Source organism: Yoonia maricola (assembly GCF_002797915.1).
GTDB lineage: Bacteria > Pseudomonadota > Alphaproteobacteria > Rhodobacterales > Rhodobacteraceae > Yoonia > Yoonia maricola.
This window is the reverse complement of record NZ_PGTY01000001.1, coordinates 1,011,322-1,029,459: the sequence shown is the minus strand read 5'-3', so window position 1 is coordinate 1,029,459 and position 18,138 is coordinate 1,011,322. Positions and strand designations below refer to the sequence as shown.

Here is an 18,138-nt window from a genome sequence, read left to right as displayed (position 1 = left end):
AATTGGGGACCAAGGTGAGCGACACCGACAGTTTTATCAATGAAGTCACCGAAGAAGTGCGCCGTGAAAAGCTGTATGGCTATTTGCGTCGCTATGGCTGGATTGCAGTTGCGGCGGTTCTTGTGCTGGTCGGCGGGGCGGCTTGGAACGAATATCGCAATGCGCAGGCGCGCAATGCGGCCCAGGCCACAGGTGATGCATTGATGACTGCCCTGGACGAACAAGACCCTTCAGCCCGCGCCGCAGCCATGGCGCAGGTCGAGGGTGAAGGGGCTGCCGCTGCGGTGACATTGCTTTTGCGCGCAGCGACGCAGCAAGAAGCGGGTGATACTGTCGCATCGGCGCAGACGCTGAACGAAGTTGCGATCAACCCTGACATTCCTGAAATGTACCGCGATGTTGCTGCGCTCAAAGCGGCGATGCTGCCGTCAGATGATGCAACCGCGCGCCGTGCAAACCTTGATGCATTGTCGCAGCCGGGCCAGCCGTTTCGCCTGCTGGCGCTTGAGCAGATTGCCTATATGACCCTGGCGGAGGGTGATACGGACGGCGCGATTGTAACCATGCGCCAGATCGTGGAAGACGCTGGCGTATCACGTGGCTTGCTTGAGCGGGTGCAGACCCTCATGGTGGCATTGGGCGAGCCTTTGCCCGACCCTGTGACCCAATAAAACGCAGATTGGATCAGACCCTTGAGAGTAAAAGTAAGCATCGCCGTCGCTCTGAGCCTTTTTGTCTTGGCCGCTTGTGGGGACGAAGACGTGATTTTGCCGGGCGACCGGTTTGATATCCGTGCGCAGACCGCTGCGGAGAACCAGGTCTTACCGGTCAATGTCCCCGCAGCCCGCGCGAACGCGGACTGGGGACACCGCAACGGCAACCCAAGTCACAGCATTGCGCATCCCGCCCTTGGCGCTGATCTGAGCCCTTTGTTTGTCGCAGATATCGGCGCGGGCGATAGTAGCCGTGCGCGCATCACATCCCATCCGGTTGTTGCGGGGGGCGTGATCTATACCGTTGATGCCAGCGCGCTGGTGACCGCGACCTCTGTTGACGGCGCCACCATCTGGACCCGTAACCTGACACCCACACGCGACAATGCAGGCGATGCCTCTGGCGGTGGTATCTCTGTGGGCGGTGGGCAGGTTTATGTAACCACCGGTTTTGGCGAGATTGCAGCGCTTGACGCTGCGACTGGTGCGGAAATCTGGGTGCAGGACCTTGATGCGCCTGCAAACGCGGCCCCCACGCTGCGTGGTGATCTGGTCTATGTTGTCGGGCGCGACAGCACAGCCTGGGCGCTTGATACAACGAACGGACGCATCCGCTGGCAGCGCTCTGGTGCGCCATCGACGGCGAATTACGCCGGTGGGGCATCGCCTGCCGTCAGTGGCGAATTTGTTGTTTTCCCCTTCGCATCAGGCGAAGTGCTGGCAACATACCCGCGCGGCGGGCTGACGCGTTGGTCTACCGTCGTGTCCGGAGAACGTCTGGGGAATGCGGCGGGTATCATCAGCGACATTTCGGGCGATCCGGTGATCGACGGCGACCGTGTTTATATTGGCAACTTTGGTGGTCGTACCGTTGCGATCAATCTGGATGATGGCACGCGGGCGTGGACTGCGACCGAAGGGGCCCTAGGCCCGGTTTGGCCTGTGGGCAACGCCGTGTTTCTGATCAATGATCTGGGCGAGCTGGTGCGGCTTGATGCGAACACCGGCAACCCGGTATGGCGGACGGCCTTGCCAACCTTTGAGGATGAGGAAAGGACGCGCCGTCAAAGGCGTATCTTTGCGCATTATGGCCCTGTTTTGGCGGGTGGTCGTTTGATCGTGACCTCTTCAGATGGGTTCATCCGGCAATTTGACCCCGCCTCTGGCGCATTGATTGGCGAAATTGATTTGCCCGGTGGTGCCGCCTCTGGCCCGGTTGTGGCAGGTGAGACCCTTTACGTCCTGAACAAAAACGGGCAATTGCACGCTTTCCGTTAAGCTGCAACTGGTGTAGCTGCGCGGAAGACATGCCGTCAGGAGCCTTAAGATGAGCTTTACCCTCGCAATTGTGGGTCGCCCGAATGTGGGCAAATCCACCTTGTTCAACCGTTTAGTGGGCAAGAAACTGGCCTTGGTCGATGACCAGCCGGGGGTGACGCGCGACCTGCGTGAAGGCGAAGGGCGCATTGCGGATCTGCGCTTTACTGTGATCGATAGCGCTGGTTTGGAAGAGGCGACCGACGACAGCCTGCAAGGCCGCATGCGTCGTTTGACGGAACGTGCGGTTGAAATGGCTGACGTCTGTTTGTTTATGATTGACGCGCGGGCAGGGGTGCTGCCTGCGGATGAGGTCTTTGCCGATATCCTACGCAAGAAGAACGCCAATGTGATTTTGGCTGCGAACAAAGGCGAAGGCAAAGCGGCCGATGCCTCTATCCTTGAGGCTTATTCACTGGGTCTGGGCGAGCCGATCCGCATGTCTGCTGAACATGGCGAAGGCATGGGCGAGTTGATGGACATGCTGCGTCCGATTGCGGACGCGCGCGCAGAGCAGGCGGCGGCTGATGCACCCGAGGTCGATGTTGATGTTGGCGATGATGATGAGGATGCGGCGCGTGTGCCAACGCGCGCTAAGCCTTTGCAGATCGCTGTTGTGGGGCGCCCGAACGCTGGTAAATCCACGCTAATCAACAAAATTATCGGAGAAGAGCGTTTGCTGACCGGTCCAGAGGCTGGGATCACCCGAGATGCAATTTCTGTCCAGCAGGACTGGGGCAGCGTTCCGATGCGTATCTTTGATACGGCGGGCATGCGCAAAAAGGCCAAGGTGCAGGAAAAGCTGGAAAAGCTGTCTGTATCTGATGGTCTGCGCGCGGTGAAGTTTGCCGAGGTTGTTGTTGTACTGCTCGACGTGGAAATCCCGTTTGAGCAGCAGGATTTGCGGATTGCTGATTTGGCCGAGCGTGAGGGCCGTGCTGTTGTCGTGGCCGCAAACAAGTGGGACGTCGAAGGCGAAAAGCAAAGTAAGCTCAAAGAGTTACGTCAAGATTTTGAACGTCTTTTGCCGCAGTTGCGCGGCGCGCCTTTGGTGACTGTTTCTGCCAAGACTGGCAAGGGGCTCGACCGTTTGCAGCAAGCCATCATGCGCGCGCATGAGGTCTGGAACCGCCGTGTATCGACTGCGCACCTGAACCGGTGGTTGACGGGTATGCTGGAACAGCACCCGCCACCTGCGCCCGGCGGCAAGCGCATCAAGATGCGGTATATGACGCAAGTGAAGACGCGTCCGCCTGCGTTCGTGGTGATGACCTCGCATCCCGATCAAATGCCTGAAAGCTATAAGCGTTATCTTATCAATGGTTTACGCGCCGATTTTGATATGCCGGGTACACCCATTCGGCTGTTCCTGCGCGATCAGGGTGACAAGAACCCTTATAAAGATAAAAAGTCATCGCAGCCGTCACGCCTGTCAAAGCATCTCAAGAAGGGGCCGAGCGACCGTTAGCGCGTGTCGCAGCGATCAGGGTCAGTAGGATGACGATGCCGGTGCCAGCGAGGGCGCTGACGATCCATGCGCCCGTGCCATTGGCCACGATAATCCCGATCAGCGCCCAGATGACTGTTAATCCATAAGGCGCTGCGGGCCTGCGTAGCAGCACGGTGCTTGAGACAGCCAAGGCACCGATGATGCCGATATAGGCCCAGCCTGTCGCATCTGTCAGCACGTCATAACCTGCAGCGGTCGTGCCCAGCGACACAAAAGAGGCCGCCGTCAGCCAACCTGCATAGATGGCCACCGGCGCTTTGAAGGCCCAGTAATCTGTGTCAGGCGCACGTAGCAACGCCGCCACGGCGGTGATGGCCATCACGAAGATCAATATGGTGGCCCAAATCGCGCTTGCATTGGCAATGGCAAGCCATGGGGTGCCAACAGCGAGGCTCAGGATCAATGGTTTGCGCGCCCAGTCCCATGCGGCGTCCCGCAGCCGTTTGACCATGCCGTAAACCGCTGATGCGACAAGCCAGGCATAGATCAGTCCCCAGATCGCAAAGGCATAGCCTTCGGGCTGGATCGGTGGGTCAATCTGTGGGATCGGCAGTTGATCGGCGCGAAACCCGGTGAAGGGGCTGGTCAGGGCGGGGGACAGCACAAAGCTGGCGGTGAAGAGAAGCGTCAGAGCGGCATAAATCTGTTTCATATTTACCAACATAGACCGGTCTGATGCGGTTCCATCCCAAGGTCGGGAAAAGCCGACTTGTTGATGGGCTGACGTTGGGTCAGACTTTGGCCATTTAGCCAAGGACATTACCATGAAACGTATTGCGATTTTTATTGATGGCACGTGGAACCGGACCGATGCGGAACACCCGACGAATGTTGTGCGCCTGTCACGCTGCATTTTTGGCAGCGACGATGAGGGCAACACCCAGCAAGTGATTTACTCACCTGGCGTGGGCTCTGGTGCGGGAAACAACTGGCTGGGCAAGAAGATGGACACAGTCTTTGGCGGTGCTTTGGGGTGGGGGCTTTTGAACCTGATCGAGGACGTCTACCGCGACCTTGTTTTTGCCTATCAGCCCGGCGATGAGGTCTATATTTTCGGATTTTCGCGGGGTGGTTTCGCGGCGCGGTCCTTAGCCGGTTTGATCCGGTCATGCGGTATCCCGCCACGCCGCCATGTTGCGCGCATCCCAGAAGCGATTGCCCGTTACGTCAGCCGTGACAAAGATACAAAGCCAGATGATCCATCCAGCTATCTGTTTCGCGAAGATTTTGCGCCCTACACGGCGACCAGCGCATCCGAGTTCAAATGGCGCTTGGACCGGGGTGATACGGCGGCCATTAACCTTAAAATTGCCTATCTGGGGGTCTGGGATACGGTCAAGGCGCTTGGCATTCCGGCATTTTTGCCGGGTGCCAAGAGGTTTAATGCAAAATATCAATTCCATGATGCCGACCTTAGCCGCTCTGTCAGCGCTGCCCGTCATGCCATTGCCATTGATGAACGGCGCAAGACCTTTCCCGCGTCACCATGGGCCAATCTAGATCGCTTGAACAGCGACGATGATACCCGCGAAACCCCATTGTATATGCAGCAATGGTTTCCGGGCAATCACGGCTCTGTCGGTGGGGGTGGGTCACGCATAGGGCTGTCATCCGTCCCGTTGATCTGGGTCACGCAAGGGGCAGAACAGGCTGGTTTGCGCATCGACTGGGGCGAATTTGACCGGGTGGCGGTGCGCTTTGACCCGGTGACAGAGGCATTGGACAATAAATTCGGCCCTGTTGGCATATCCGGGTTTTTGTTAAATGGATTGCAGGCCTGTCGCAGCGGTCCGAAAGAGGTTGAGGACATTGCGGTAGCGACGCTGGATCGGTTTCGGGCGGATGCAGGATATCGTCCGGATACGCTGAACTTCGTCAAAGACGATTTGGAGGGCCGCGCTGTATCAGAGCTGGATGCGCTGCGTGACTTTCTGGTCGCCCGCGACGGCCTGCCGACCCACGAAGTAGACAGCTCACTGCGCCCACGAGGGTGGGAAGCGCCACGGAATGCAGCGCTTCCATCAGATCACTAGACCAACTGGCCGTCTGCGTTGATACGGGTCTTGCCCCGTAAGTAAGGGAGCAATGCGGCGGGCAGATCAACCGATCCGTCCGCTTGCTGTCCGTTTTCGACAATAGCGATCAGCGCCCGGCCCACGGCCAACCCTGAGCCGTTCAACGTATGTACAAACTGCGGTTTGCCACCGCCTTCGGGCTTGTAGCGCGCGTTCATGCGACGTGCTTGGTAGTCGCCTGCAACAGACACAGAACTGATCTCGCGGTATGTGTTCTGACCGGGCAGCCATACTTCGATATCGTGGGTCTTGCGCATCCCAGCGCCAAGGTCACCTGTGCAGAGCACCACAGTGCGGTAAGGCAGTTCCAGCTTTTCAAGGATCGCTTGGGCACAGCCCGTCATCCGGTCGTGTTCGGCGGCACTATCCTCTGGCTTGGTGACGCTGACCATTTCGACCTTTTCGAACTGGTGCTGGCGCAGCATGCCGGATGTGTCGCGCCCGGCAGACCCTGCTTCGGAGCGGAAGCATTGTGTATGTGCCACGTAGCGGCGGGGCAGATAGCTTTCGTCAACCGTCAGACCGTTGACGATATTGGTCAGCGTCACCTCGGCCGTAGGGATCAGCCACCAGCCGTTCGTGGTCTGATAGCTGTCTTCACCAAACTTGGGCAACTGGCCCGTGCCATACATCATTTCTTCACGCACCAGCACAGGTGTCATTGTTTCTGTCAGCCCATGTTCTTCTACATGCACATCCAGCATGAACTGCGCTAAAGCGCGATGCAGACGAGCGACGGCGCCAGAAAGCAGAACAAAGCGGCTTCCAGAGAGTTTGGCCGCAGTTTCAAAATCCATGCCAGGACGGATGGCGGGGATGTCAAAATGTTCGACCGGGTCGAACGCAAAGTTCTTTGGTGCGCCAAAACGGTGAATTTCGACGTTATCATCTTCGTCGGCCCCATCAGGGATGCTGTCATCGGGCAGGTTTGGAATACCCATGAGCATATCTTTCAGGGCGGTATCCTCTGCCTTTGCCTCATCGTTCAGAGCCGCAACCTGGGCTTTTTTTTCACCTACCAATGCGCGTAGTCGTTCGAATTCGGCTTCATCACCGCGGCCCTTTGCGGCGCCCACTTCCTTGGCGGCTTTGTTGGCCTCGGCCTGTGCTGTCTCGGCGGCCAAAATCTTGGCGCGGCGCGCTTCATCCATGGCGAGGATTTGGGACGATACCGGCGCAATCCCACGACGAAACAATGCCGCATCAAAGGCAGCGGGGTTGTCACGGATGGTGCGAATATCATGCATGGCATCGTTCCTTTTGCATCGTTTCAGTGACGGTGATATGCCTCATCGCGCAGGCCAAGTGAACCCGCGAAACACAGTCAGATCGCAGTGATGTTTTTGTAAATGTAAGGAGGCCGTAATGGAGCCAGATGAAATACTGACCATTAGCGGTGATCAAATCGGCTCTTATTCGTCTTTGTTCGCGTCGGGCAATAACGAGGACCGTGTCGTAGAGCTGAGCGATGTGACCGCTTTAGGGTCAAGTAGCGACGTCTACACCATTGAGGTTTTTCAAACGAACGGTGCTGACCAATTTCAAAATGGTCAAAGGGTGACCATTACTGATCAAGACGGCAACGTCATTGTCGACAACAGAACTATCCAGCCTGATCTGGAGCAGGGGATGGCGTCAGGTGATGAGCATCTGATTATTCCCGGTCAGAACGGTGAGCAGAATATTGTTATCGATGTAGGTGGCGTCCCTGAAGGGCCAACAACGGTCGACTATGGTCAAGTGGATCAAAACGCGGTCGAAGGTGTCGACGACGACGACGGCAATCTGGATTTCGATGCGGTGGTCGCGAATTCGTCTTTTCCGTGCCTTGCTGCCGGAACGCAGGTCGAGACGCCCGACGGATTAATTACGGTTGAGGATCTGCTGCCGGGTATGCAGGTCATGACCGATGGTGATGTGCCGCGCGCCGTTCTCTGGGTCGGTATACGTACGCTTCGCTTCGGCGATCAGCAAACCGATCAACGCCCGGTCTGTTTTGCCAAAGAGAGCCTTGGGCCAGATCTGCCCCGGCGCGATCTTGTCGTTTCGCCGGGTCATCGGATGTATTTCAGTGGTCCATTGTCTGAACGGTTGTTTGGTACCCCAAATGTCCTGCCTGTCGCACGCGGGATGACGCCACTGCCCGGTGTTCGTATCATGGAAGGCAAGCGGCAGATCACCTATGTTTCGGTTTTGCTGGACCAGCATGCGTTAATGAAGGCCGAAGGTGTGCTGACCGAAAGCTTTTATCCCGGACCTTATGCCATGCGTATTATTGGACGCGGCATGCGGCGCGAAGTGCGCAACCTTATCCCCGGTTATGATCGTCTTGGCCCGCAGGCTTACGGCCCGCCCGTAGCCCGTTTCCTGCGATTGCAGGAAGGCCGCGCATTGGCGCGGGCCCACCGCAAAGCATTGCAGGATCATGGTCATGCTGCTTGGGATGATCTTTCTCCAACGATGCACATGGCCGTTAGATAGGTGAACTGGGCCAGCCGTTCATTTCTTGCTTGTGTTGCTGTTGTCCTGTGCGTGGCTTTTGCGATGCCCACGAACAGTTATGCAGATACACCGCCACAAGATGGTTTGCATCTGGTGCTTGAGGTTGATCTGGCCGAGGCGCATGCGGCCGCGCTGGATGACTTTTGGCCCAGCGTGCGTGATGCATTGGCCGCCGCGCGCGATGACGTGGGCTTTGTTGTGCGCGAGGACAGCCCACCCGGCCAGTTGCATGTATCGATCACCAATGAAGCAGGGATTGAAACTGCGACTGAGATTGTGCGCGCCTTGGGTGCACCGGTGGCCGCTGCACAGACAAACATCGACGTGCAAACCAAAGGGGCGATGCTGATGATCACGCTGAATAGTGCGCAGATTGCAACGCTTGACGCGGTGACGCTATCGCATACCGTCGATGCTCTGCGTCAAAGGCTTTATGAGGCAGGGGCAAGTGATGTTCTTGTCGCGCATCAGGATGGGGCGCGCATTGGCGTGGCGGTCATAGGTCCTATGCAAAGCGATGAAATCATATCGTTATTGCGTGCAACGGCGCGGCTTGGCTTTCATACCGTCATAGGCACCTCTGCCGATGCTGACAGTGATCCGGGTACTGGCAACATGCTGGTGCCCTCTCGACAGGATCCTGCGCTGTTTTACATCATCGCGCGCAGACCCGTTGTCACTGGCAAGGATTTTGCTGATGTGCAGGTCAGGCCGGAACAAAACGGCAGTTCCTCGGTGACGTTCAGGTTGAACGCCTTCGCCACACAAAGATTTGGGCAGTATACGGGGGACAACATTGGATCACCTTTCGCAATCGTCCTGAACGATGAGGTGATCAGCGCACCAGTCATACAAAGCCAGATTCCCGGTGGTTCGGGCATTATCGCAGGGCACTTTACCCACGCAGAGGCGGTGAACTTGGTGAATATGCTGCGCGCGGGGCCATTGCCCGGTGCGCTGACTGTTATTTCGGAACGGCCTATCGGCCCGCCGGTGGTCGCGGGCGAATAGGCAAAGCACTGTAGTGCCTTAACGCATCTTTACAGGTCAGATGCAGCAAAACAGTGGTTCCCGTTTGCTTTCCTTCCAGCTTGTCCCCATATGCCACCAAAGCCCGATCAAAACCGCCCAATCGCGGTTGCCAATCATGGGTGCCGGACATAATGTGCCGCGAGTTTCCAAGGCCTAAGCGCCACACGACCAAAAGGGATGGAATATGAGACCTGCCGACCTGATTATGTTGCTACTGATCTTTGGGATCATGTACTTCTTGTTGATCCGTCCACAGCAAAAAAAGATGAAAGAGCACGCCGCCATGCTGGCCGCATTGCGCCGCGGTGATCAGGTGATCACGCAAGGTGGTCTTGTTGGCAAGATCGTGAAGGTGAAGGAAGACGACAGCAACGAAGTTGAGGTCGAGATTGCCAAGGATGTCAAAGTCCGCGTGGTAAAATCCACCATCGCCACCGTGATCAACAAGACCGAACCGGCAAAAACCTAATCACTGGCCGGCGAGGCGCGCTTTATGCTGAATATTTCGTTTCCCAAGCTGCTGCTGATCTGGCTGACAGTCGTGGTTGGTTTGACCTTTGCGATGCCCAACGGGTTTTATGGCCGGGTCGAGACCCATAATGACGCGATGGCGATCATTGAAACGGGTCAGACTAATGCAGAGCTTGAGGCCGATGCAGCCCAATGGCCAAGTTTCCTGCCTTCCAACCTTGTCAATCTTGGCCTTGATCTGCGCGGTGGTGCGCATTTGCTGGTTGAAGTGCAGGTGGAGGATGTGCATGCGTCCTTCCTCGAAGGGTTTTGGCCGACGGTCCGTGACGCGCTTGCGGCAGAGCGCGATACCGTCGGTTTTGTGACCCGCGACGAGAGCCCTGCAACCGAACTTCGCATCCGTATTTCGCAAGCTGATGGTGCAACCCGCGCGTTTGAGATTGCACGCGGGCTGGCCACGCCTGTGGCCTCTTTCACCGGGGCAGCTGCGACCAATATCGACGTCAGTATCAATGGCCCGGTGCTGACCATCACTCTGAGCGATGCTGAGATTGCTGCGATGAATGAGCGCACGATCCTGCAAACGCTTGAGATTATTCGCCGCCGGATTGATGAAGTCGGCACGCGAGAGCCCACTATCCAGCGTCAGGGGTCCGAGCGTATTCTGGTGCAGGTGCCCGGTGTGGGATCTGCCAATGAGATTATCGAATTGCTTGGAACGACGGCACAGTTGACGTTCAACCCGGTTGAAGCTCCGACGGCCAACCCTGATCAGAACCCCGGCACTGGGAACATGATTCTGCCGTCGCTGGATACGCCAGGGCAATATTACATTGTCGAGCGCCGTCCTGTCGTGACCGGCGAAGATCTTGAGAACGCTCAGCTTGATTTTGATCAGAACGGGCGGCCTGCGGTTGCTTTCCGGTTTAACACTTCGGCGGCGCGGGAATTTGGCGATTATACGCTGGAAAATGTCGGCAGCCCTTTTGCGATTGTGCTGGATAACGAGGTGATCTCTGCCCCCACGATCCAAAGCCATATTCCGGGTGGATCAGGGATTATCACCGGCAATTTTACAGTCGATGAGGCCACGAATTTGGCCGTGTTGCTGCGCGCTGGTGCGTTGCCTGCCGAGCTGACCTTTCTTGAAGAACGAACCATCGGGCCAGAATTGGGTGCGGACAGCATCGCCGCCGGTCAGATTGCCTGTATCGTCGCAGGGATCGCAATTCTTGTTTATATGATCCTGAGTTACGGTTTGTTTGGCGTCTTTGCCAACATCGCGCTGGTGATCAACGTGGGCCTGATCTTCGGCTTGCTGAGTATTGTCGGGGCAACCCTGACGCTGCCCGGCATCGCAGGCATCGTCCTGACGATTGGTATGGCGGTCGACGCCAACGTGATTGTGTTTGAGCGGATACGCGAGGAACTCAAAACCGCCAAAGGCCCCGCGCGTGCGATTGAGCTGGGGTATGAAAAGGCGCTGTCGTCGATTGTTGACGCCAATATCACGACGTTCATTACAGCCGTCATCCTGTTCACTATGGGCTCTGGCCCGGTCAGCGGCTTTGCTGTGACCTTGGGCTTTGGCATCATTACGTCCGTCTTCACTGCGATCTTCGTCACCCGGTCACTGATCGTGATCTGGTTCGCGCGCACCCGCCCCAAGACAATCGAGGTTTAATCATGCGTCTGAGACTGGTTCGCGAAAATACGTCGATTGATTTCTTCAGCAAGGCACGGATTTGGCTGGGGATTTCGATGGTTGCCATGGTCATCGCCTTTGCGTCGTTCCTGATCCAAGGGCTGAACTATGGTATCGATTTTCAGGGTGGGACGAGCATCCGGACGGATAGCTCTGTGCCAGTTGATGTTGCGGAATATCGCACAGTGCTTGAAGGATTGAATCTGGGTGATGTCTCTATAGCAGAGGTCGATGATCCGCTGTTTGACGAGGATCAGCATGTTGCATTGGTACGTGTGCAGGCCCAAGAGGGTGATGAGCGTATCGCGACCCAGACCATCGAAGCGATCCAGAGCGCGTTGCAGACAATCGACCCTGACATGACCTTCCCATCTGTCGAATCCGTTGGCCCTAAGGTTTCGGGCGAGCTGATCCAGACAGCGATTATCGCGGTGGCTTTGGCTGTTGTGGCGATCCTGCTTTATATCTGGCTACGCTTTGAATGGCAGTTTGCTGTTGGTGCTGTGCTGGCGCTTAGTCACGATGTGATCCTGACGATCGGGATATTCTCGGAACTCCAAATCAAGTTTGATTTAGCGATTATCGCGGCCTTGCTTACCATTGTGGGTTATTCGATCAACGACACCGTGATTGTGTTCGACCGCGTGCGGGAAAACCTGCGCAAGTACAAGAAAAAGGACCTCAAAGAGGTTCTGAATATCTCGATCAATGAAACGCTCAGCCGGACCTTGATGACCTCGGTCACCACGATGCTGGCGTTGCTGGCGCTGTTCATTCTGGGTGGCGACGTGATCCGCGGCTTTGTCTTTGCGATGATGTGGGGCGTTTTGATCGGGACCTATTCATCGATCTTCGTGGCTTCTGCTATTCTGTTGGTGCTGGGCGTCAAGCGCGATTGGTCGAAGAAAGACCCAAGCGCTGGCACCAAATACGGTCATATCGACACCTAAGCGGGGGGGAACCCATGCGCCTGAACGAGATCAGCTATAACGATGCGGTGCCTATTGATGGCTATGGTCCGGGGTTCTTCCGGGTCGGTGGTAAGAAATACGATGGTGCCTTGCTGGTATTGCCAACTGGTGTGAGCAATTGGGGCGGGTTCGAGGATACCGCTGCCGTGTTGGAACATGTTGCTGATATTGATGTGCTGTTTGTCGGGACCGGGGCAGAGATCGCACACCCGCCCAAAGATTTCCGCATGACGCTGGAAGACGCAGGTATCGGCGTGGAGGCGATGGCGTCACCCGCTGCCTGCCGCACGTACAACGTGCTTTTGTCAGAGGGGCGGCGCGTGGCAGTTGCCCTGCTGCCTGTCTAATGCTGACCGTTCAAAACCTGACCTGCGCGCGCGGCGGTGTGCCGGTGCTGGCCGATGTCAGCTTTGCAGTTGAGGCAGGCCGGACGCTGATCTTGCGCGGGCCGAATGGCATTGGGAAAACAACGCTGTTGCGCACCTTGGCCGGTTTGCAGCCTGCTATCGGGGGGGAAGTGACATTCCCCGAGGACGAAGGCGCATATGCCAGCCACGCCGACGGGATCAAGACCGCACTGACCGTGACCGAGAACCTCAGCTTTTGGGCTGACGTACATGGCGCGCCTTTGCCTGATGGTATCTTTGAAACCTTTGATCTGGCTGACCTGCGGGACCGCTTGGGCGGGACGCTCTCTGCAGGGCAAAAGCGCCGCCTTGGGTTGGCACGGTTGGGGGTGATCGGGCGCAAGGTTTTGTTTTTGGATGAACCAACGGTGTCGCTGGATGGCTTCTCGGTGAAGCTATTTGCCGACTGGTTGCAAAACGCGCATCTGGCGGCCGGCGGTATTGCCGTCATTGCGACCCATATTGATTTGGGACTGGATGCACCCGAACTGGACCTGACCCCGTTCAAAGCTGCGGATGATGCAGGCGGCGGGTCGGATGAGGCGTTCTTGTGATTGCGCTGCTCCTGCGTGACCTGCGGTTGGCGATCAGGGCAGGGGGTGGCTTTGGACTGGGGCTGGCATTCTTTCTGATCGTTGTCGTGCTGGTCCCTTTTGGGGTGGGGCCAGAAACAGAACTGTTGTCGCGGATTGCGCCGGGGATACTTTGGGTCGCTTCGCTTTTGGCAGCGCTTTTGTCGCTAGATCGGATTTTTGCACTCGACTACGAGGATGGGTCGTTGGCATTGCTGGCTACTTCGCCGTTACCTTTGGAAGGGGCGGCGATGGTCAAGGCGCTGGCGCATTGGATTACGACTGGATTGCCGCTCACACTGGCAGCGCCTGCGCTGGGATTCTTGCTTAGCCTTGCGCCCGAGGCCTACGCGTATTTGTTGGTTTCGCTAATGATCGGCACGCCGGCATTGTCGATGATCGGCACCTTTGGCGCGGCACTCACCGTGGGCTTGCGGCGTGGTGGGTTGTTGCTATCACTGCTGGTTTTGCCGCTCTATGTCCCTACGCTCATTTTTGGGGCAGAGGCCGTGCGCCGCGGCGCTGAAGGGCTGGATCCGACTGGCGCGCTGATGTTGATGGCCGGGATCACCGCAGGGTCATTCGCTTTGTTGCCCTTTGCCACTGCAGCTGTGTTACGGATCAATCTGCGGTGATCAGGGATTGAGGGCTGCTATAAGGAAGGATAGATAAAGCCGATGTCGATGTGGGAATATGCCAATCCAAAGCTTTTTATGGGCTGGACCAGACCGGTCCTGCCATGGATGTTTGCGTCGGCCGGGGTCTGTCTTGTGGTGGGGCTCGTTTGGGGGTTTTTCTTTACACCCGATGACTTCCGCCAGGGATCGACCGTCAAGATCATCTACCTGCATGTGCCATCCGCACTGATGGCGATCAACGCATGGATCATGATGCTGGTCGCCTCGTTGATCTGGGTCGTGCGCAGGCACCATGTGTCGGCACTTGCCGCAAGGGCTGCGGCCCCTGTGGGCGTCGTGTTCACGTTGATTGCGCTCTTTACTGGCGGTATCTGGGGCCAGCCGATGTGGGGAACATATTGGGCATGGGACCCGCGGCTGACGTCCTTCCTGATCCTGTTTTTGTTCTATCTTGGCTACATCGCCCTGTGGGAGGCGATTGAAGACCCTGACACCGCCGCTGATTTGACGTCAGTTCTTTGCATGGTCGGATCGGTTTTTGCGATCCTGTCGCGCTATGCCGTGTTGTTTTGGAATCAGGGGCTGCACCAAGGAGCATCGTTGTCGCTGGACAAAGAAGAGAATATCTCGGACGTGTTCTGGTTCCCACTGTTGGTCTGTATCGCGGGCTTTGTGTTGCTGTTTGTTGCATTGGTACTGATGCGCACTCGTACCGAAATCCGCGCGCGCCGTATCCGCGCCTTGGAAGCGAGGGCGCGCCGTGCCTGATTTGGGTGACTACGCGATTGAGGTTCTGTCGGCCTATGCGGTCAGTATCCTGCTGATCGGTGTGCTGATTTGGCTGAGTTGGCGCCGCTATGCGAAGGTCCGCGCGTCCTTGGAGAAGGTTGAGAAGAATGGCTAAAGTCTCACCCCTGATGATCATGCCGCCGGTGATTTTCGCAGCTTTTGCCGGGCTCGCTCTGGCAGGGATTTTGCGGGATAACCCCGATGAGTTGCCTTCGACATTCGTGGGCAATCAAGCCCCCCCCATCCCGGCCGAGGCGGTACAGGGAACCGTACAGCTGACGGCGGACGACCTGCGCGCAGGTGACATCACATTGGTGAATTTCTGGGCCAGCTGGTGCCCGCCATGCCGGGCGGAGCATCCGAATCTGCTGGACCTGGAGGCGCAGGGATATCGCGTTGCGGGCATCAACTTTCGCGATCAGCAGTCGATGGCGTCTGAATATCTGGAGAACTATGACGACCCGTTCTTTGCCACCGCTTTTGATTTGCGGGGCCGGACCGCGATTGACTGGGGTGTGACGGCACCGCCAGAGACGTTTATCGTGGATGGAGACGGGACGGTGCTGTACCGGTTCGTCGGGCCGTTGGTAGGGTCGGATTATGAGCAGCGGTTTTTGCCGGAACTGGTAAAGGCGGTGGAGTAACCGTCATGGGTGTGGGTTTCACCCACCCTACGTAGGGTGGGTGAAACCCACGAAATCAAGCAGCTTTCGCCAAGTTCTGCAGCACATAGTGCAGCACGCCGCCGCTTTTGATGTAGTCGATCTCAACGGCTGTATCGATGCGGCATTTCACGGTGATCTTTTTCAATGTGCCATCGCCCATCGTGATCTTTGCTGTCAGCTCTTGCAGCGGTTTGACCTCTGACAACCCTTCAATGGTCACCGTTTCCTCACCAGTCAGGCCGAGTGAGTTGCGGTTATCGCCGCCGGTGAATTCGAAAGGTACAACGCCCATGCCGACAAGGTTGGAGCGGTGGATGCGTTCGAAGTTTTCAGCAATAACAGCCTTTACGCCTAAAAGCGCTGTGCCTTTCGCCGCCCAGTCGCGCGAGGAACCAGCCCCGTATTGTTCGCCAGCAAAGACGACCAGCGGGGTGCCTTCGGCCTGATGCGCCATGGCTGCGTCGAAGATCGACGTCTGTGCGCCATCCGGACCTTTGGTGTAGCCACCTTCGACCCCATCCAGCATCTCGTTCTTGATGCGGATGTTGGCGAATGTGCCGCGCATCATGACTTCATGGTTGCCGCGGCGTGAGCCGTAGGAGTTGAATTCGCGGACAGGCACCTGACGTTCCAGCAGGTATTGACCCGCGGGGGTGGTGTCTTTGAAAGACCCGGCAGGGCTGATGTGGTCGGTTGTGACCATGTCGCCGAGGACGGCGAGGACTTTGGCGTCAACCACATCGTTGATCTCACCTGCGTCTTTGGACATGCCTTGGAAGTAGGGCGGGTTCTGAACGTAGGTTGACGTGGCGGGCCAGTCGTAGGTTTCGCCTGTTGATGTCTCGACCGCTTGCCACTTTTCGTCGCCTTTGAAGACGTCAGCGTATTTGCTGATGAAGGCTTCGCGGGTCACCGTCTTTTCGACGAGTTCGTTGATCTCGGCCGAGGTGGGCCAGATGTCTTTCAGGAATACATCGTTGCCGTTCTGGTCCTGACCCAGCGGTTCGCTTGAGAGGTCAATGTCCATCGTACCTGCCAGCGCGTAGGCCACGACCAGTGGTGGCGAAGCGAGGTAGTTCGCGCGTACATCCGGTGAAATCCGTCCTTCGAAGTTCCGGTTACCCGACAGGACCGATGTCGCTACCAGATCGCCCTCGGCAATCGCGTCAGACAGTTCTTTCTGGATCGGGCCAGAGTTACCGATGCAGGTGGTGCAGCCATAGCCCACGAGGTTGAAGCCAATCTTATCAAGGTCATCTTGCAGGCCTGCGGCCTCAAGGTATTCCGATACAACCTGCGAGCCGGGGGCGAGCGATGTTTTTACCCATGGCTTGCGGTCCAAGCCAAGTGCGGCGGCCTTACGTGCCACAAGACCCGCGCCGATCATCACGTAGGGGTTTGATGTGTTGGTGCAGGAGGTGATCGAGGCGATCACGACCTTGCCGCTTTCCATGGTGTAGTCTTCGCCAGCGACAGCCACTTCTTTGCCCATGGGGCGCTTGAAGGTTTCTTCCATTTCCTTGGTGAAAGCTGATTTGGCATTTGTCAGTGCCACGTAGTCCTGCGGGCGTTTGGGGCCCGAAATCGCAGGAACGATGGTGCCCATATCGAGGTGCAGGGTGTTGGTGTAGACGGGGGCGTAATCCGCGCCACGCCAGAAACCGTTTTCCTTGGCGTAGGCTTCGACCAACGCGATGCGGTCTTCGTCACGCCCTGTGTTACGCAGGTAGCGCAGGGTTTCATTGTCGATGGGGAAGAAGCCGCATGTCGCGCCGTATTCAGGTGCCATGTTGGCGATTGTGGCACGGTCGGCCAGTGGCAGGACGTCGAGCCCGGCACCGTAGAATTCAACGAATTTGCCCACAACGCCGAGTTCGCGCAGCATTTCGACGACTTTCAGTACAAGGTCAGTTCCCGTGGTGCCTTCCATCATTTTGCCCGTCAGCTCAAAGCCCACGACTTCAGGGATCAGCATGGACACAGGTTGGCCGAGCATGGCCGCTTCCGCCTCGATCCCGCCAACGCCCCAGCCAAGTACGGCGAGGCCGTTGACCATGGTTGTGTGGCTGTCGGTACCGACGAGCGTGTCAGGGTAGGCGACTTCTTCGCCGTTTTGGTCTTTGTCGGTCCAGACGGTCTGGGCGAGGTATTCGAGGTTCACCTGGTGGCAGATGCCTGTGCCCGGTGGCACCACGCGGAAGTTGTTGAACGCGCCTTGGCCCCATTTCAGGAACTGGTAGCGTTCCATGTTCCGCTCATATTCGCGGTCCACGTTCATCTGGAATGCACGGGGATTGCCGAATTCGTCGATCATGACCGAGTGGTCGATGACCAGATCGACAGGGTTGAGCGGGTTGATCTGCTGGGCGTCGCCACCCAAGGCCACGATGCCGTCGCGCATGGCGGCAAGGTCAACCACTGCAGGGACGCCGGTGAAATCCTGCATCAGCACGCGGGCGGGGCGGTAGGCGATTTCGCGGGGGTTCTTGCCCCCCTGATCGGCCCAGGCAGAGAAGGCTTTGATGTCGTCCACGGAGACAGAAAAGCCGCCATCTTCGAACCGCAGCAGGTTTTCGAGAACCACCTTCAGGGCCGCTGGCAACTTTGAAAAGTCACCCAAACCCGCAGCTTCCGCCGCCGGAATAGAGTAGTAAGCGACCGACTGGTCACCGACTGACAGGGTTTTACGGGTGTTTGCGGTATCTTTGCCGACTGTGATCGTCATGGCGTTCCCTTTCGTGGCTGATGCGCGAGCGTGGCTATAGTGATAG

At 57.3% G+C, this 18,138-nt stretch carries 18 protein-coding genes; 15 read left to right on the top strand and 3 right to left on the bottom strand.

What is annotated here, in order from left to right:
* Positions 1-14 precede the first annotated feature (14 nt).
* From BC777_RS05190 to der, 3 genes are read left to right on the top strand one after another with little or no spacing between them, the layout of a single operon-like run.
* Entirely contained in the window at positions 15-671 is a 657-nt protein-coding gene (locus tag BC777_RS05190) for a tetratricopeptide repeat protein (RefSeq protein WP_100367053.1), read from the top strand.
* 21 nt (positions 672-692) lie between these two features.
* A complete protein-coding gene (locus tag BC777_RS05185) occupies positions 693-1,991 on the top strand; it encodes a PQQ-like beta-propeller repeat protein (RefSeq protein WP_100367052.1) in 1,299 nt (432 codons plus the stop codon).
* 49 nt (positions 1,992-2,040) lie between these two features.
* The gene (gene der, locus BC777_RS05180; protein WP_100367051.1) at positions 2,041-3,498 is read left to right on the top strand and encodes a ribosome biogenesis GTPase Der; all 1,458 of its coding nucleotides are present in this window, start codon (positions 2,041-2,043) and stop codon (positions 3,496-3,498) included.
* Here der and BC777_RS05175 read toward each other — a convergent pair.
* Positions 3,473-4,192, bottom strand: a complete 720-nt coding sequence (locus BC777_RS05175; protein ID WP_168769080.1) for a TspO-related membrane protein — start codon at positions 4,190-4,192, stop codon at positions 3,473-3,475. The genes der and BC777_RS05175 overlap by 26 nt on opposite strands.
* Before the next feature lie 112 nt (positions 4,193-4,304).
* On the opposite strand from BC777_RS05175, the gene BC777_RS05170 reads away from it, so the two are divergent.
* Positions 4,305-5,573, top strand: a complete 1,269-nt coding sequence (locus BC777_RS05170; RefSeq protein ID WP_100367049.1) for a T6SS phospholipase effector Tle1-like catalytic domain-containing protein — start codon at positions 4,305-4,307, stop codon at positions 5,571-5,573.
* Here BC777_RS05170 and serS read toward each other — a convergent pair.
* A complete protein-coding gene (serS, locus tag BC777_RS05165; RefSeq protein WP_100367048.1) occupies positions 5,570-6,862 on the bottom strand; it encodes a serine--tRNA ligase in 1,293 nt (430 codons plus the stop codon). The genes BC777_RS05170 and serS overlap by 4 nt on opposite strands.
* A gap of 118 nt (positions 6,863-6,980) precedes the next feature.
* Between serS and BC777_RS05160 the strand changes: the two genes are divergently transcribed.
* The 11 genes from BC777_RS05160 to BC777_RS05110 all read left to right on the top strand — a co-directional run bounded on the left by BC777_RS05160 (position 6,981) and on the right by BC777_RS05110 (position 15,346).
* Positions 6,981-8,096, top strand: coding sequence for a Hint domain-containing protein (locus BC777_RS05160; RefSeq protein WP_100367047.1), 1,116 nt, complete (start codon positions 6,981-6,983; stop codon positions 8,094-8,096).
* A 63-nt stretch (positions 8,097-8,159) separates the two neighbouring features.
* Complete coding sequence (locus tag BC777_RS05155; protein ID WP_133122513.1) at positions 8,160-9,128, top strand: SecDF P1 head subdomain-containing protein; 969 nt, start codon at positions 8,160-8,162, stop codon at positions 9,126-9,128.
* Positions 9,129-9,333: 205 nt separating this feature from the next.
* A complete protein-coding gene (gene yajC, locus BC777_RS05150) occupies positions 9,334-9,618 on the top strand; it encodes a preprotein translocase subunit YajC (RefSeq protein ID WP_100367045.1) in 285 nt (94 codons plus the stop codon).
* A gap of 24 nt (positions 9,619-9,642) precedes the next feature.
* Complete coding sequence (gene secD, locus BC777_RS05145; protein WP_100367044.1) at positions 9,643-11,304, top strand: protein translocase subunit SecD; 1,662 nt, start codon at positions 9,643-9,645, stop codon at positions 11,302-11,304.
* Positions 11,305-11,306: 2 nt separating this feature from the next.
* Positions 11,307-12,275 carry a protein translocase subunit SecF gene (gene secF / locus BC777_RS05140; protein WP_100367043.1) on the top strand — a complete coding sequence of 323 codons (969 nt, stop codon included), beginning with the start codon at positions 11,307-11,309 and terminating at the stop codon, positions 12,273-12,275.
* A gap of 14 nt (positions 12,276-12,289) precedes the next feature.
* Positions 12,290-12,643, top strand: coding sequence for an Mth938-like domain-containing protein (locus BC777_RS05135; RefSeq protein ID WP_100367042.1), 354 nt, complete (start codon positions 12,290-12,292; stop codon positions 12,641-12,643).
* Positions 12,643-13,257, top strand: coding sequence for a heme ABC exporter ATP-binding protein CcmA (gene ccmA / locus BC777_RS05130; protein WP_100367041.1), 615 nt, complete (start codon positions 12,643-12,645; stop codon positions 13,255-13,257). The genes BC777_RS05135 and ccmA overlap by 1 nt, the downstream gene beginning before the upstream one ends.
* The gene (ccmB, locus tag BC777_RS05125; RefSeq protein WP_100367040.1) at positions 13,254-13,910 is read left to right on the top strand and encodes a heme exporter protein CcmB; all 657 of its coding nucleotides are present in this window, start codon (positions 13,254-13,256) and stop codon (positions 13,908-13,910) included. Before ccmA ends, ccmB begins: the two co-directional genes overlap by 4 nt.
* Before the next feature lie 42 nt (positions 13,911-13,952).
* Positions 13,953-14,681 carry a heme ABC transporter permease gene (locus BC777_RS05120; protein WP_100367039.1) on the top strand — a complete coding sequence of 243 codons (729 nt, stop codon included), beginning with the start codon at positions 13,953-13,955 and terminating at the stop codon, positions 14,679-14,681.
* On the top strand, positions 14,674-14,817 hold the full coding sequence (gene ccmD, locus BC777_RS05115) for a heme exporter protein CcmD (protein ID WP_100367038.1): 144 nt from the start codon (positions 14,674-14,676) through the stop codon (positions 14,815-14,817). Before BC777_RS05120 ends, ccmD begins: the two co-directional genes overlap by 8 nt.
* Complete coding sequence (locus tag BC777_RS05110) at positions 14,810-15,346, top strand: DsbE family thiol:disulfide interchange protein (RefSeq protein WP_100367037.1); 537 nt, start codon at positions 14,810-14,812, stop codon at positions 15,344-15,346. Before ccmD ends, BC777_RS05110 begins: the two co-directional genes overlap by 8 nt.
* Before the next feature lie 55 nt (positions 15,347-15,401).
* On the opposite strand, the gene acnA is transcribed toward BC777_RS05110, so the two are convergent.
* Positions 15,402-18,092, bottom strand: a complete 2,691-nt coding sequence (gene acnA / locus BC777_RS05105) for an aconitate hydratase AcnA (protein ID WP_100367036.1) — start codon at positions 18,090-18,092, stop codon at positions 15,402-15,404.
* Positions 18,093-18,138: the final 46 nt, after the last annotated feature.

Excerpts from the sequence above, each read along its gene's own strand:
- serS (WP_100367048.1), bottom strand. The coding sequence starts at position 6,862 with ATGCATGATATTCGCACCATCCGTGACAACCCCGCTGCCTTTGATGCG.
- BC777_RS05120 (WP_100367039.1), top strand. The coding sequence starts at position 13,953 with ATGTCGATGTGGGAATATGCCAATCCAAAGCTTTTTATGGGCTGGACC.
- acnA (WP_100367036.1), bottom strand. The coding sequence starts at position 18,092 with ATGACGATCACAGTCGGCAAAGATACCGCAAACACCCGTAAAACCCTG.
- BC777_RS05135 (WP_100367042.1), top strand. The coding sequence starts at position 12,290 with ATGCGCCTGAACGAGATCAGCTATAACGATGCGGTGCCTATTGATGGC.
- BC777_RS05170 (WP_100367049.1), top strand. The coding sequence starts at position 4,305 with ATGAAACGTATTGCGATTTTTATTGATGGCACGTGGAACCGGACCGAT.
- BC777_RS05175 (WP_168769080.1), bottom strand. The coding sequence starts at position 4,192 with ATGAAACAGATTTATGCCGCTCTGACGCTTCTCTTCACCGCCAGCTTT.
- BC777_RS05160 (WP_100367047.1), top strand. The coding sequence starts at position 6,981 with ATGGAGCCAGATGAAATACTGACCATTAGCGGTGATCAAATCGGCTCT.
- BC777_RS05155 (WP_133122513.1), top strand. The coding sequence starts at position 8,160 with ATGCCCACGAACAGTTATGCAGATACACCGCCACAAGATGGTTTGCAT.
- BC777_RS05110 (WP_100367037.1), top strand. The coding sequence starts at position 14,810 with ATGGCTAAAGTCTCACCCCTGATGATCATGCCGCCGGTGATTTTCGCA.
- secF (WP_100367043.1), top strand. The coding sequence starts at position 11,307 with ATGCGTCTGAGACTGGTTCGCGAAAATACGTCGATTGATTTCTTCAGC.
- ccmA (WP_100367041.1), top strand. The coding sequence starts at position 12,643 with ATGCTGACCGTTCAAAACCTGACCTGCGCGCGCGGCGGTGTGCCGGTG.
- der (WP_100367051.1), top strand. The coding sequence starts at position 2,041 with ATGAGCTTTACCCTCGCAATTGTGGGTCGCCCGAATGTGGGCAAATCC.
- secD (WP_100367044.1), top strand. The coding sequence starts at position 9,643 with ATGCTGAATATTTCGTTTCCCAAGCTGCTGCTGATCTGGCTGACAGTC.
- yajC (WP_100367045.1), top strand. The coding sequence starts at position 9,334 with ATGAGACCTGCCGACCTGATTATGTTGCTACTGATCTTTGGGATCATG.